Source organism: Terasakiella sp. SH-1 (genome assembly GCF_004564135.1).
GTDB lineage: Bacteria > Pseudomonadota > Alphaproteobacteria > Rhodospirillales > Terasakiellaceae > Terasakiella.
The window spans coordinates 1,957,745-1,971,254 of record NZ_CP038255.1 but is presented as its reverse complement, the minus strand read 5'-3'; the positions used below and the strand labels follow the sequence as shown (position 1 = coordinate 1,971,254).

Annotated in this window: 11 protein-coding genes; 1 reads left to right on the top strand and 10 read right to left on the bottom strand. The window is 48.0% G+C overall.

Annotated features, from left to right (window positions below):
* Positions 1-58 precede the first annotated feature (58 nt).
* The 10 genes from E4K71_RS09100 to E4K71_RS09055 form a co-directional block, all read right to left on the bottom strand.
* Complete coding sequence (locus tag E4K71_RS09100; RefSeq protein WP_135078826.1) at positions 59-2,203, bottom strand: hypothetical protein; 2,145 nt, start codon at positions 2,201-2,203, stop codon at positions 59-61.
* Positions 2,203-3,315: a glycosyltransferase family 1 protein gene (locus E4K71_RS09095; RefSeq protein WP_135078824.1), complete on the bottom strand. Its 1,113-nt coding sequence runs from the start codon at positions 3,313-3,315 to the stop codon at positions 2,203-2,205. The genes E4K71_RS09100 and E4K71_RS09095 overlap by 1 nt, the downstream gene beginning before the upstream one ends.
* Complete coding sequence (locus tag E4K71_RS18560) at positions 3,312-4,046, bottom strand: acyltransferase (RefSeq protein ID WP_135078822.1); 735 nt, start codon at positions 4,044-4,046, stop codon at positions 3,312-3,314. Before E4K71_RS18560 ends, E4K71_RS09095 begins: the two co-directional genes overlap by 4 nt.
* Positions 4,043-5,830: a glutamine--fructose-6-phosphate transaminase (isomerizing) gene (gene glmS, locus E4K71_RS09085; protein ID WP_135078820.1), complete on the bottom strand. Its 1,788-nt coding sequence runs from the start codon at positions 5,828-5,830 to the stop codon at positions 4,043-4,045. Before glmS ends, E4K71_RS18560 begins: the two co-directional genes overlap by 4 nt.
* Positions 5,831-5,896: 66 nt before the next feature.
* The gene (locus tag E4K71_RS09080) at positions 5,897-7,306 is read right to left on the bottom strand and encodes an O-antigen ligase family protein (protein ID WP_135078818.1); all 1,410 of its coding nucleotides are present in this window, start codon (positions 7,304-7,306) and stop codon (positions 5,897-5,899) included.
* Complete coding sequence (locus E4K71_RS09075) at positions 7,284-8,714, bottom strand: oligosaccharide flippase family protein (RefSeq protein WP_135078816.1); 1,431 nt, start codon at positions 8,712-8,714, stop codon at positions 7,284-7,286. The genes E4K71_RS09080 and E4K71_RS09075 overlap by 23 nt, the downstream gene beginning before the upstream one ends.
* Positions 8,711-9,631, bottom strand: a complete 921-nt coding sequence (locus E4K71_RS09070; protein WP_135078814.1) for a DUF4114 domain-containing protein — start codon at positions 9,629-9,631, stop codon at positions 8,711-8,713. Before E4K71_RS09070 ends, E4K71_RS09075 begins: the two co-directional genes overlap by 4 nt.
* Positions 9,632-9,742: 111 nt before the next feature.
* Positions 9,743-10,189 carry a hypothetical protein gene (locus E4K71_RS09065; RefSeq protein WP_135078812.1) on the bottom strand — a complete coding sequence of 149 codons (447 nt, stop codon included), beginning with the start codon at positions 10,187-10,189 and terminating at the stop codon, positions 9,743-9,745.
* Positions 10,173-10,955, bottom strand: a complete 783-nt coding sequence (locus E4K71_RS09060) for a hypothetical protein (RefSeq protein ID WP_135078810.1) — start codon at positions 10,953-10,955, stop codon at positions 10,173-10,175. Before E4K71_RS09060 ends, E4K71_RS09065 begins: the two co-directional genes overlap by 17 nt.
* A gap of 1 nt (position 10,956) precedes the next feature.
* Entirely contained in the window at positions 10,957-11,973 is a 1,017-nt protein-coding gene (locus tag E4K71_RS09055; RefSeq protein ID WP_135078808.1) for a glycosyltransferase family 4 protein, read from the bottom strand.
* A gap of 201 nt (positions 11,974-12,174) precedes the next feature.
* Between E4K71_RS09055 and E4K71_RS09050 the strand changes: the two genes are divergently transcribed.
* Entirely contained in the window at positions 12,175-13,113 is a 939-nt protein-coding gene (locus E4K71_RS09050; protein WP_135078806.1) for an NAD-dependent epimerase/dehydratase family protein, read from the top strand.
* Positions 13,114-13,510 lie beyond the last annotated feature (397 nt).

Sequence of the window (13,510 nt, the reverse complement as noted above, 5' to 3'; positions counted from 1 at the left end):
GCCAGAAGAGTGAGCGTTAGCGTTTTTCTCATTTTGCACCTCAGTTTTGGTTCTGAGGTTACTGTTGCAAGGCAAGGGCCAGTTTTTGAATGTCGTTACGTAAAAGGTGCCAATGTTCAGCAGGCAGGGACTGTGCCTTTTTCCAGATGGGGGGAATGCGTTTCATGATCTGCTTTTTCATCAGCCGTGCCTCCAAATGGGTCTGTGCGGCTTGATCCAGCCAGGTGAGCCAGCGTAAATCTGACAGGCCCCTGATCATGTCTATAAGGGAAATATCAATTTCAACCTGTTGGGAACAGACGGTATCACTGGGATAGAGCATTTGTACATCATCTTCGCGACCATCGGTGGGATCATAAGGATCAGCTGTTGGCATCCGGCCATGCCATTGCAGGAAGCCTTGCGCACCTGTGCGCCAAAGATAGAAACCTGCGGCCAAACGAATGTTTTCCATATTGTAAAACCAAGGGGTCTTTCCTTGGTTCCGCAGCCTTGAAATATCACGTCCATCTACACCAAAACCGCTGTTGACCAAGACGAAATCCAGATGTTTGAGGTGTTTTTTATCTTTTGGATTGTTGAGATGCCCTGCTCGTTTTGCAAAAGGAGTCTCATTTTGCAAAAAATCAGACAGCCGCTTGATGTTTTGGGCTTGTGCCGGGTTGGAGGGTTCATCGGCAATTGAAAGAATCAGTTGATCAATTTGACGACTGTGTAAGGCGTGGCGTACTTCAGTGATGGTGTGCTTCATGGGGGTATAGGCGAGAATATCGCGAAAACCAAAGGATGTGGCACGTTGATAATCGGCAATGATGTTTTTTGAAAAGGGGGGAGCGATGGCGGTTAAACCCAAACGACGCAGGTAATCCAGATCGCACCAAACCTGCATATTGATCTCATCAGCTCTGTTTAAATGGGGCGGGGGTTCCAGATAAATACCGATTGATTTTTGTAAAGTCGGTTTAGTCTGTGCCACCACATGGATTTTGAGCCCCCCTAAATCATAGGTTCCTGCCGGGGTGGACGGTGAAATGTCGATACGATGATAGCCTTGTTTACTCTTTTGTGTGGGGGCAAACCGTTTTGATCGCTTGACTAACAGCCCACTGTTGGGGGTTGTGCGGTGAAAAGCGACCTGGACTGCGTAGTTTGTCACCTTAATTGTCGGGAGTGGGCGTGGTTGTTTATCTTGGCTTGGAATAAAAAGCGTTTCTCCGGCAAAAGCAACGAGGGAGGAAGGTCGTGAGGCTTGACGTTCTTTCTGTTCTTCAAGGTAGGGCCAGCGTTTTTCAAACCAGTTTTTGCGAAAACCTTCGACTTTTGCGAAAAAATCACTGCCTTGTGGCTCAAGCAGCAGGCCGGTGAGTGTGGTGGCCTGTGCATTTGAACCCGCCAGTTCCAGTTTGAAATGACCATTGCTGACAATCAGGCTTGTTTTAAGCAAGCCACCACGCCTTTTGCCGAAACTCTCCCATGGTGTTGTCCCCAGATCCTTCTGACCTTGGAGGTAGCGTGATTTTACCCATTGTTGATGGTTCTGGCGAAGATGGGAGATATCTTTTCCATTGATACGCACCCTGCGTTCATAAAGGGAGGGAAGAGTTTCCCATTCTCCAATATCTTCTGTCCACAGGTAGGCTTGCCAGCGACCATTGGGCAGGGGGATTTCAAACCGGGTGATACCCTTGATCCCATCCCGGATGAGACTATCGGCCCCTTTGCGAATGAAAGCTTTGGGTGTTCCTCCTGTAATTTCAGGGGATTGAGGCGTAATGGGGCGAAACCCATTGAAAATGGGGGAAGGAGTGGGGCCAAAATCAAAGGCAAAGGGGGGCTTTTCTGGGGTAAGGGGGCGCAGATTTGTGAAGTTCAGCTTTGCCGGACTAAAAATTTTGGTTTCCTGTAGTTCTGACAAATTTAGGAAACGCCCGGATGGTGTTTGAAGTGCACTGGGTTGAAACAGCAAGTGAAAGGGGCCAGGCAAGACCCAACGTTCTTCATTTACCCGCTGGTGATAAGGAGCATTTCTTCGATCAGACATGCGAATAACGACAATTTGCGGCTCCTCTGTCGGGTTAATCCCCCGGATCTCATAATAGCTTTGGGCTTGTGGCCGTGGGGCTATGTCGTAATTTTTGATCAAGCTGTCCTGTGCATGGGCGGGTAGGCTGAGCATCAGGGCAAGGAGGACATATAACAACATTATGCACAGTCCCAAATGCCCAGAAGATCGTCGACTTGTTGAGCGCGCTGGGTCCAGCTCTCATCTTGAACCAATAAATGTTGTGCCGGGTTTGGGCGTATATTTTCCAAAATTTCAGCGAGGCCCTTTGCATCTGAAAAAATATTAAGCTTTTCACGATAAGGGGCAATGGCCGGAAAGTCTGTGGTCGCAACAGGTGTCGGAGTTGCAAGATATTCCCGTAACTTCAATGGGTTGCAGGCCCTGATTTGTTCATTGTCTTTAAAAGGCAGCAAGGCGGCTTGCCAGTGTTGCACATAACAGGGCAGTTGATCATGTGACTTGGGCCCAACCAGTTTCACATTAGGCAGATGGAGCAGGGGGGAAACATCCGTTTTAACAGGACCGACCAGCATGAAATCCCAGTCAGGGAGACGCAGGGCGGTTTCCACAATCAAGGCGATATCAACCCAAGGGGAAATGCTGCCATAAAATCCAGCAATGGGGCGTTTTGTTCGGCATTCCGGTGCGCAGGCTGCGGGTGTTGAGAAAAGATTGAAATCAACACCATGGGGCAGCACAAAGGTTTTATCTGTTGGGAATTTCGCAGCCAGCTTTTCACTAGCGGCTAAAATCAAATCAGCTTGATCGACTAATCGTTTTTCGCAGGCCAGGACGGGGGCGTGATCGACGCCATCCAACGCGCCGAAATCGTCGCCGCAGTAATAAACCACAGCTTGTTTATCGAATTGTTCAAGGACATCAACTGCTGTTGGTAGGGAGGTCCAGAAAATTGGTTTGGAAATTTCATGTTCATTGAGTTTCTCCTTCAACTGACGGGCCAAAACCAATCTGTTACAGAGTTTGGCCAGTGGGTTCCCCGGCCACGGAAAGGCTCTGGGGGCGATAACGTCACGCGGGCCTTCAATTTTCTGTGCTGTTCCTTTATGGAAAATAGCACGGCCTTTATGAAGAAAGCGTTTCACATCCTTAAAAGAAAGGCGCGGACGTCTAAGACCGATGGAATTGATCCAAAGGGTTTTACGGTTCTGAGAGAGGTATTTCACAAGATGCTGGGTGCTGCTGGGATGACCACCCCAATCTTCACCAAAAACAATAAGGTCGGATTTCATTGGGCGGCCTCCCATTCTGTTTTGGGTAATTGCTTAATCACGCGTGCAGGGTTTCCCCCCGCCAAGACGTGGGCGGGTAGGGGTTTCGTTACGATACTGCCTGCTGCCACAATGGTGCCTTCCCCAATGGTGACACCGGCCATGATCATCGCCCCTGTTCCAATCCAGACATCTTTTTTAAGAATGATATCTCCGACTTGATCGTCATGATCCGCTAAACCTGCTGCGCGCTCTTGGGCATCAAGCGGATGACCGGGATAACCTGCCAGAAAGTTTCTTCCGCCCATGCGTACATTGTCTTCCAGGATGACGCTGGAACCGACCGCAATGGTGGTTTGCCAGCCGATACCGACATTATTGCCAATTTTCAGCTGTGGCCTTTTTGTAGCGGATGTACGTCCAGAAAAAGTAGTTGCCCCGGAAATGCGGCATCGGTCTGCACAGGTAATGTCAAGCGGGCCACTGATGAGGGGGAGCCCCCCATATAGGTTGAGCTTTTGGGCCGTACCCTGAATTTGGCTTTTAAACAAGGGGGTTGAGTAGAAGGTTTGCCCCATCCAGGCAAACAAGGTTTGAAGAGACCGATGCACAGTGAAGAGAGGGGAATAGAGGACTGTGAATGCCTTCGGAATCTCCAAAGATTGTCTGCTTGAATGGAGCGTGCGGACGAAACGTGCCAGCGGACTGGGGCTATGTTTCGCCCATTGTTTGAATGTTTGTAACGTGCTCATTCGACTGTTACCGATTTTGCGAGGTTGCGGGGCTGGTCCACATTGGTGCCGCGAACAACAGCTGTGTGATAGGCAAGGAGTTGCATGGGCAGGGCATAAAGGATTGGGTTGCAAAATTCGCCGATATCATCCACATCAATATGAAGGAAGCCGTCAATGGGTTCTGGTCCAACGGTGATGATTTGTGCGCCGCGTGCTTCAACCTCATAAATGTTGGATAATGTCTTTTCATAAAGGCTATCCTTGGGCAGCAGTGAAATCACAGGGGTATCTTGTTCTACCAAGGCAATCGGGCCGTGTTTAAGTTCACCTGCGCCAAAACCTTCGGCATGGATGTAGGAAATTTCTTTGAGTTTCAGGGCACCTTCCATGGCGATGGGAAAGCTGGTGTTGCGTCCGATAAACAGGGCGTTGCTGGCGCGTTCGAGTTCCTGTGCGACATGGCGGGTATCGCTGTCGCAGGTAAGCAGGCGTTTCATCGCCTGTGGCAATTCATCCAGTTCCTGTGTCAGCTTCATCGCCTTGTCATGGGAGAGAACACCGCGTTGTTGACCTGCCTGAAGGGCGATCAGGGCCAATAAAGTCAGTTGCGTGGTAAAGGCTTTGGTGGAGGCCACGCCAATTTCTGTACCTGCCATGGTATGGAAGACATAATCTGCTTCACGGGCAATACTGCTGTCCGCTACATTGACCAAGGAAATGATTTTTTGTTCCTGATCTTTGGCATAACGAAGCGCGGCCAAAGTATCTGCAGTTTCGCCTGATTGGGAAATAAACAGGGCGGCCCCATTTTGTGGCATATAGGGGCTGCGATATCTGAATTCGGAGGCAATATCCGTTTCAACGGGCAAGTCTGCATATTTTTCAAACCAGTATTTCGCAACACTGGCGGCATAAAAGGATGTGCCACAGGCCACGATGGTCAGGCGTGAAAGGTCTGAAAAGTCCAATGCGCTGTCATAAAGGGCATTGGCATTGGCCTGAACTGTCTTTTCAACGGCGTCAGGCTGTTCATGAATTTCTTTCAGCATGTAATGGGCATAACCGTTTTTGTCACATGCGGCATTTGTGGTCGTGCGTGTGGCAACTTTGCGTTTGACCTTGCGATGACAAATATCTGTGATCTCAATCTGATCGCGCCCTAAAACGGCCATGTCACCTTCTTGAAGGAAAATCAGTTCACTGGCTTTTTCTGAAAGGGCAATACTGTCAGATGCCAGATATGCCCCGTGTTCTGCCTTGCCCAGTACAAGAGGGCTACCTTTGCGTGCCGCATAAAGGTGGTCCGGGTCATCACGCATCAAGACACCCAGTGCATAAGCACCACGTAGTTTTTCAATTGCTTCTTGTACGGCGGCCTCAGGAGACATGCCTTTGGCAAGATAATGAGTGATGAGATGTGGGATGACCTCGGTATCGGTTTCGCTTTCAAACACATGACCATCGGCTGTGAGTTGCTCGCGAATATCTTTGAAGTTTTCAATAATCCCATTATGGACAACAGCGACTTGAGCTGTGGCATGGGGGTGAGCATTGGCAACACAGGGCATGCCGTGGGTGGCCCAGCGGGTATGACCGATGCCTGCGGCCCCATCCAGTGGAGCTTTAAATAAAAGCTCTTCCAGTTGGTTCAGTTTGCCTTCTGCACGACGACGCGCAATTTCCTGATTGTGAAGAATGGCAACGCCTGCAGAGTCATAACCGCGATATTCAACACGGTGGAGACCGGATAACAGGTCGTTGATTACAGTGCCGCCATTAATGGCGCCGACAATGCCGCACATGGGAACCTCCTTGAATTAATGATCTGAAAAGGGTGTTGCAGGGAGCGTGCCGATTTAAAAATTGTTTTATTTCAACGTGTTATGTTTTTGTGTGGTTGGGGTTGTCGCATTTTGCGAAGCAATAGGAGAATGAGATTGTGCGAAATGTGAAATTGCGACACTTAAGGACAACAGGATATAAACAGGCCAGGTAAATCCCATGGTCAGGAAGGTGCCGGAGGTACAAAAACCGATGAGCCCGGCAAAAACAGCCTGTGCCATGGCATTGGCAATAGGGCTGGGGTGGTTTTGTAAACGGTTCATGGTGTTTAGCCCATTGCGCAATAACAGGAAAATCAACCCTAAAAAGATCAGAAGACCAAGAAGCCCGGTTTCTGCCAAAACACCAAACCATGTGCTATGGACCGCATGGTTTTTCCCATCCCAAAAATCGCTATACATATAATAATTGGATAGAAAATTATTAATCCCCACCCCGGTGAGAGGGTGGTGTAAGGCCATGCCGATAGCCGCATTCCAGGCATGGATGCGTCCCATGGCTGATTCATCAATGCCTTCTTCATGTGCCCCGCCGGAGGCTCGATCACTGACACCGGCAAGAATAAAAAGACAGACTAAGGCAATGCCTCCTAAGGAAAAGAATAATGCCTTGTTTTTAATTTTACGATAGCCAAAGACCGACATGACGGCGGTGATGCCCAAAAGGCCACCTCGGCTTTGGGTGGCGATGATGGCGCTGAGCACGGTTATGAAACATAAAATACCGCAAAGTTTTGCCAGCCATCCTGACTTAGGCGTAAAGATTAGGGCAAGGGCAAAGGAGGCGGGGAACAGTAAAACAAGGGCTAGGTCATTGGGATCTCCTAGCATGGAACCGATATCACGCCCAATTGTAACCCGTGTACCTTCGACAAGTCCGATGCCTTTGATTTTATTGGATAAGGTTACAGCCCCCACCACAACGCCAGCCCCCAGCATACTGTATATCAAAATGGCAAAGGAGCGAATGGACTGAGACAGCCAGGCAATGGCAAAAACCATAATCATGATTTTAACGTAGGTCCCACTCCAACTGCCCATGGCTTCGCTGCGATTGGTGGCAAGAAAGACACCTATGGTGACAAGGCTGAAAAAAATCATGAAAACACTCAGTTCATCACGCCAATAAATTTTAATGCGCTGGGTGGTGAAGTTAAAGGCAAGTGATGCCAGGGTCCCCATGGCAAGTAACTGGGGAATGCGTAGCGGATAAAGTTGGGGGAAAACTTCGTGAATGCGGAAAAAAGAAAAAATAACGAAGCCTAAGACCATTAAAAAAGGGAATTTAAGGGCAATGAAACCCACCACCGGAACCAGGGCCAAGGCAACGACAAGTACTGGATGGGGCAGGACCAGCCACGCTCCCCAAATGATCAGACAGCCGATAAGGGCACATAAAAGTTGCGTAAAACGCCTATGCAGTCTCGGCAAGGTCATGGCGTTTCTCTGGAAAGGTGATCAGGTTGAATAAAAAGCCAAGCAGCGCGACCCCACTAAGGGTCAAAAGCCCGAGACCTGTTTGCCAGTGCATATTTGGGGCAAAACTGATGAAGGTCCCTGAAAGCAAGCTATATCCAGCAAATATGCTTAATTTCCAGATAGAATAGGGCAGATAATATGTTTTTTGTGCCATAAAGATGGTGATCAGAAAACGCAGGCTTAAAGCAATGAAGGTGGCCCCAATGGCCCCCGTAATGCCAAAAGGTGGGATCAGACTGAAATAGGCAATCAAGGCAATTACGGCACTACCCCCGTCAATCAGGGCGGGCAGGCGGGTCGTCTTTTCGGTGTAAATACCAAAGCCCAATGTCTGTGTCAGATTATGCAAGGCGGCAAATAACACGAGATAAGGCACATAGGCTATAGACTGGTGATATGTCTGTGGTGTCAGCCATGTGATTAAGAGCGGTGAGATCGCACAAACGATGAGGGAGGCGCTACAGACGACCATCATGGCAATCGTTGAATAATGAGCACAGCGAGCTGGCCCATTTGGTTGGGTCAGGACACTAAAGCGTTTGGCATGCCACCACATATCGTAGGGTTGGATCAAGACAGCTGTAATCAGGCCGAATTTGGCGGCCAATGCATATTGGGCCATTTCTGCTGTACCGATGGTTTCTGCCAAGATCCAGCGATCAAAACTGCCCAGGATAAAGCCCGCAAAACCTGCAAAAATCAGTGGCCCCCCATAAGGACCATAGGTTTTTATGGCAGTGAAGCTAAATCGAATGCCTGTGTCTTTAAGTTGGATATATCCCAAGAATAGAGAGAGGGAGACACAGGCAATAAAGCCAGCCATGACAAAACCCGTGACGCTAAAGCCTGCCATCAAAAACAGGGTGGCAAGCAAGGCTTGAAAGGTTGTGCGCCCAAGACTGCCGCCTAAGAAAAGAAAGGCTTTCCCTCTAAAACGCAACCAGGCAAGGGGGACAAGGATCGTCCCGGATAGAGACAGGCTGGTTAAGATCAGTCGGGTTTGAGTGAGAGTAATATTACCGGGCAAGGCTTTGGTAATCAGCGGGGCGGCAAGTTGCGTGAGGATAAAGGAACAAATTGCAATCACCCAGGCGAGCCCGTAAAGCTGGGCGGCAGTTTCTCCGGCTTTGGAAAGGCGCTCGTCGTTACAAAATCTAAATAAAGTATCAGCAAGCCCCAGCCCGATAATGATGCTCAGGATATCGGCCAATGTTTGCAAAACATCTAAACGTCCATAATCTGCTGGACTAAGATAATGCGTGAAAATCGGCACCATCAATAATGAAATGCCTTTGGCTCCAGCTAGAGCCAGTGCGTAAATGGCAGACTGTTGCAGGGCGGGGGGCAGGCGTTTAAGGAGTGTCATTGATCATCACTCCGTTTTCTGCGAGTGAGGGCAAAAACACCCGTGAGGCCAATTAATCCGGCCAAACCGCCCCCCAGTCCGGGGGCTGGAGCTGCCATAATGGTGACATTTGTACCTGATATGGCCTCAACAGGATCGGTACGAATGCGAAAGACTGCATCATTGAAATCTTCGTCGCTGTAGGCATTGCGATACAGGTCTTCATAGGCCAGTACCAGTTCGTCTTGTTCATAATCAGTAAACATCATGGCGACGTGACGGGAATTTCCTGCAACATCATCATAAGTCGCGCTGGCGGTATTTTCCGGATTGAGGAAGTCAACACTATACATCGTCATGGCATTTTCGTTCACGCCGCTTCGGGAATAGGCGTTTTGCAACAGGAAGAAGCCCATATTGGTGCCCGAAGAAAAAGTGGTGCCATTTTCCATGGAGAAATCCGTGCCATTGGCAATGGCTGTTCCACCCCCCAAAACAACGGTGTCTCCGGCACGCAAGTTTCCACCACCACCCGCTTTTGAGGCATTATTGAAAATCATGCCAGTGTTCACACCATTCAGGTTCGACAGTTCCCCAATCGTCACCATACCGTTGTTGTTGGTGTCGATATCGCCAAAGGAGAGATTGTCAAACGTGTTATCATTAAAGGTGAAATATCCCAGACTGTTGCGATAACCAGCACCCTCATCAATAAAGGTGACACCAACTTGAGTGTCCTGACTAAAGCGGATGGTGGGGTCGTAGGACGGGTTGAGAAAATCCATATCCACGTTGCTGCGTTCGGGCAGGGCAGTTTGGATGGAGGAGAGCAAACCGTCTTCCAATTCCACATGGGTAATTGCTTCCTGGGCCTGGGCAACTTGAGTGAAAAAGACAATGCCGATGCTAGAGACGGCGAGGTGATAAGTCATACGCATGGAAACCTCCTTGTTTGTTTAAAGAGATTAGCGCAAGGCTCATGCCAGAAATTTCAGCGAATAAAGGGGGGATTTCAATGTTGCAAAATGAGAAAATCGCAAAATGAGAGTTTAAATGTGTGCCCAGTTAATGTTCTCTATCAATTTGCAACGGCCAAATTCTTTAACGGCCCATACATAAGAGGGGGCTTGCCACGGGTGAAGAGAAGATAGCCAGTAAGAGAAGGCGGGAAAATGATTATAAACCTTGCCTTTGAATATAAATTGAATATCAGACAGGGGACGTTTCAGGTAATAGGCTAAAATCGCAGCCCCTTCTTCATTTTTATTCAGGGCGATGACTGCAAGCAGGCCAAGACAGGACTGGCTTTCATAAAAATGAATGGTGAAATTGCCTCGGTTCACCGGCTTTATACTGTTGGTCAGGGTCAGGTCGTTGTGATCCAGTTGATAACTTTCTGTTTCTGTCGATGGAACAGACCCTGATGTCTTGAAATAGAGCGACGTTGAAAAGACCAGAACCAACAAGAATAGGTAGGGTTTATGGACGTTTGGCATAATGGCACCCCCCGACGATGATGATAAGGCTCAGAACCATTAATCCCCATTCAAAAAATTGACTGCCCATCCCATCATGATAGAAAAGGTAGGCTTCCTGGGATGGGGTCATGAGAGCAAGGCGAAAGGCATTTGAGGCCAAGGTTAAACCAGTTACCCCTATCAATAAAATCCAGCTTGTCGGGGTGATCTTACAGTCAAAAAAGACATGAAGGCTCAACCATAAAAGGCTGATGTAGGACAGGTTGGCAAAGACGGAACAGCCCGTCAAAATTAAGAGGGGCTGTGCAGCATCTACCATGATAATGTTTGAGTTTAACAAGGCATTTTGCCCCATAAGGGTTAAGGCTATGTTGGCTAACAGCGCATCAAAACCGAGAATGTTTCCGGCAAAAATTTTCATTAGAACAGCTGTTAGCGGTTCCCTGAGGCATGCCGCGAGTAACAGAAGGGCAGCCATGCTTTTGTGGCTGTAAAGAAACAGGTGCAGGGCAATGAAGCTGGCTGCAATCCAGGACAAGGTTGCCGATGGATAAAGCATCAAGGCCAAAGCCAGCCATAAAACCGTAACTGGGATATGAATAGGGTGCCTTTTCAGCAAAATTGTCCCGGTAAGGAGGGAGAACCAGACAATATAGTTTGCCCCCATACCATTTGAGAGAACCTGCGCCAGTCCCCCTGTTTCAAAATCAATGACCACAGGGCGGTAGAGCGCACTGATCAAACAGGCCCAGAGTGTGAGCAGGGGATAAGGTGCAGGTGTCATCTTATTCCCCTGCAGCTTGAAGGTAGATTTCTTCGATCTGAGGGATGATAGCCTGTGGGCTATAAAGGGCTTTGACTTTCTGACGTGCTGTTTGCCCAATCATCTGGCGCAAGTGTGTATCCATATGGTGCCAATGGTTTAGGGCTGTGTTGAATTCGGATAATTGCTCTAAAGGCAGAACCCAGCCTGTTTGGTTCTGCTCAATCAAGACGGGAAAGGCCCCGACATTTGAGGCTAAGACAGGAATGGATCTAGCCATCGCTTCCAGTGCCGCCATTGGAAGCCCTTCAAAGCGCGATGGCATGCATAAAAGGTCAATGTTTTGCCAATGGTCTTCCATATTGACCTGACCGTGGAAGGTGACGTGATTGCCATAGGTTTCTTCTAACTCTTTTCTCATTGGACCATCACCATAAAGGTGAAAAGACAGCTGAGGGCTACGTTGGGCAATTTTGCAAAACAGGTCTGGCCCCTTTTCTTCTGATAGGCGACCCACAAAGGCCACGCGACCTTGATAAGGAGTGGGGCTATGATCTGGGATTGAGACGAAATTGTTAATGCAGTGGGTTTTTTTGGGCAGTTTCTTTGCAATTTGCTTGCTTACCGCAATCGGGGTGGACAGTGGTGCACTCAGGCGGTCCAAAAAAGTATAAAGCGCCAGTTTCCCTTTGGTTTCTTCCCCGGCATGATAGGTAGAAATAACCGGAACGCGGTGAAAATTGCCAAAAAACCGTCCTAAAAAACCGGCCTTATAACCATGGGTATGAAGGACCAGTGGTTTTTCATCTGACAGGGCTTCCCATAGGCTGTTTGCTTTACCGTCCAGACATTTATAGGCAATGGAATGAGCCCCAAGCTGTTCTTTGAGGGGATGGCGACCATAATCTGTCAAAAAAACGACTTTGACAGCCCAGCCAGCCTCTTTCAAGCCGATGCAAAGTTCAAGAATATGGCTTTCAATACCACCAGGTTGGCGACTATCGAGTAGTTGCCAGATTGTTTGTTGTGATTTGTCCATTGGAAATCTCCCGTAATGAATGAGTGTTGGGAGATAACCAGCAAATTTGTTGCCAGTTTATTTTTCTCAGAATGCGACTCGTTTTAAATTTTGCGAGATGATTTTGAGAAGTTTCTTTTGTAATTTCTTTTTATATCAATATCTTATGTTGTGGCAAGCCATTTGCAATTCCTTGAGTAAACATATTCAAAGGAGAAAAAAATGGCAAAATATCTGGTAACTGGCGGATGTGGGTTTATTGGTTCCCATTTATGTGAGGCACTCCTTAGAGGAGGTCATTCAGTTGTGGTGCTGGATAATTTAAGCACTGGAAAAAGAGAAAACTTGATGGATGGGATTGATTTACAGGTGGGGGATGTAGCTGATTATCAGGATGTTGAAAAGGCTATGGCTGGGGTTGACGGCTGTTTTCATCTTGCCGCCATTGCCTCTGTTGAAAAATCAATAGAAGATTGGCCGCAAACACATAAAGTAAACCTGAGCGGCACCATCAATATTTTTGATGTGGCTAGAATACGAAAAGTTCCGGTTGTCTATGCTTCTTCTGCTGCTGTTTATGGGGATAATGCCAATGTGCCGTTAAGTGAAACAGATCGTACACGCCCGCTAAGTGCCTATGGTGCTGACAAACTAGGGTGTGAATATCATGCAAAAGTCGCTGGATTAATTCATGGTGTGCCGACGACAGGCTTGCGCTTTTTTAATGTCTTTGGCCCACGGCAAGATCCAAAATCACCTTATTCCGGTGTGATATCCATTTTTATTGATCGGTTGCTCGCTGGAAAGACGTTAAAAATTTTTGGAGATGGGCAACAGGTGCGTGATTTTGTCTATGTCGGTGATGTCGTGCGTTTTCTCGTCGCTGCAATGGAGCGAACCACCACTGAAGCCGATGTGTTTAATGTTTGCACCGGACAAACGACAAGCATCAACCAGTTGGCAAAAGCGATTGCAACAATCGCAGGCTTTACCCCGTCGATTGACCGCTACCCTGCAAGGGGAGGCGATATCCAGATGTCACTGGGAAACCCCGAAAAAGCCCGAAAAAAACTGAAAGTCGGTTCCATAACTAATTTGTCAGAAGGCTTAAAAGAAACCGTCCTTTCCCAACTAGGCCCAACCTCACATGCTGCAGAATAAGACGTGATCTGTGACGTGTCCCACTTTGGTGGGCCACACGAAATGTTAGTTTTCTTGGCTTACAAAATCGGAGTGACTAAACATTTCGATTTAGCGTAGTCTGACTTGAAGGAAAAAGTTGGGACAAGTGAACATGAGAGAAACTGCACAGATTTTCATAATCGCTGTGTTGATCTGGTTTCAACTTGCTTGCCGAACTCGAATAGTTTGAATTCCCAAGCTTTGAAAGAAGCTGCTGAAAAGGATGCGAGTGTCGAGGAAATATTACAGGTTTATGATCATTCTTGAAGATGAGATCAGCTTATTTAACGCACAATATCCTGGTGAGCAGATGGACCCGTTCCGTAACTCTTTCTGATTTATAGAGATCCCTGCATTCGCGAGGATGACATCACCC

Bases quoted from the DNA above. Each gene is read 5' to 3' on its own strand.
- E4K71_RS09100 (WP_135078826.1), bottom strand. From the start codon at position 2,203: ATGTTGTTATATGTCCTCCTTGCCCTGATGCTCAGCCTACCCGCCCAT.
- E4K71_RS09095 (WP_135078824.1), bottom strand. From the start codon at position 3,315: ATGAAATCCGACCTTATTGTTTTTGGTGAAGATTGGGGTGGTCATCCC.
- E4K71_RS18560 (WP_135078822.1), bottom strand. From the start codon at position 4,046: ATGAGCACGTTACAAACATTCAAACAATGGGCGAAACATAGCCCCAGT.
- glmS (WP_135078820.1), bottom strand. From the start codon at position 5,830: ATGTGCGGCATTGTCGGCGCCATTAATGGCGGCACTGTAATCAACGAC.
- E4K71_RS09080 (WP_135078818.1), bottom strand. From the start codon at position 7,306: ATGACCTTGCCGAGACTGCATAGGCGTTTTACGCAACTTTTATGTGCC.
- E4K71_RS09075 (WP_135078816.1), bottom strand. From the start codon at position 8,714: ATGACACTCCTTAAACGCCTGCCCCCCGCCCTGCAACAGTCTGCCATT.
- E4K71_RS09070 (WP_135078814.1), bottom strand. From the start codon at position 9,631: ATGCGTATGACTTATCACCTCGCCGTCTCTAGCATCGGCATTGTCTTT.
- E4K71_RS09065 (WP_135078812.1), bottom strand. From the start codon at position 10,189: ATGCCAAACGTCCATAAACCCTACCTATTCTTGTTGGTTCTGGTCTTT.
- E4K71_RS09060 (WP_135078810.1), bottom strand. From the start codon at position 10,955: ATGACACCTGCACCTTATCCCCTGCTCACACTCTGGGCCTGTTTGATC.
- E4K71_RS09055 (WP_135078808.1), bottom strand. From the start codon at position 11,973: ATGGACAAATCACAACAAACAATCTGGCAACTACTCGATAGTCGCCAA.
- E4K71_RS09050 (WP_135078806.1), top strand. From the start codon at position 12,175: ATGGCAAAATATCTGGTAACTGGCGGATGTGGGTTTATTGGTTCCCAT.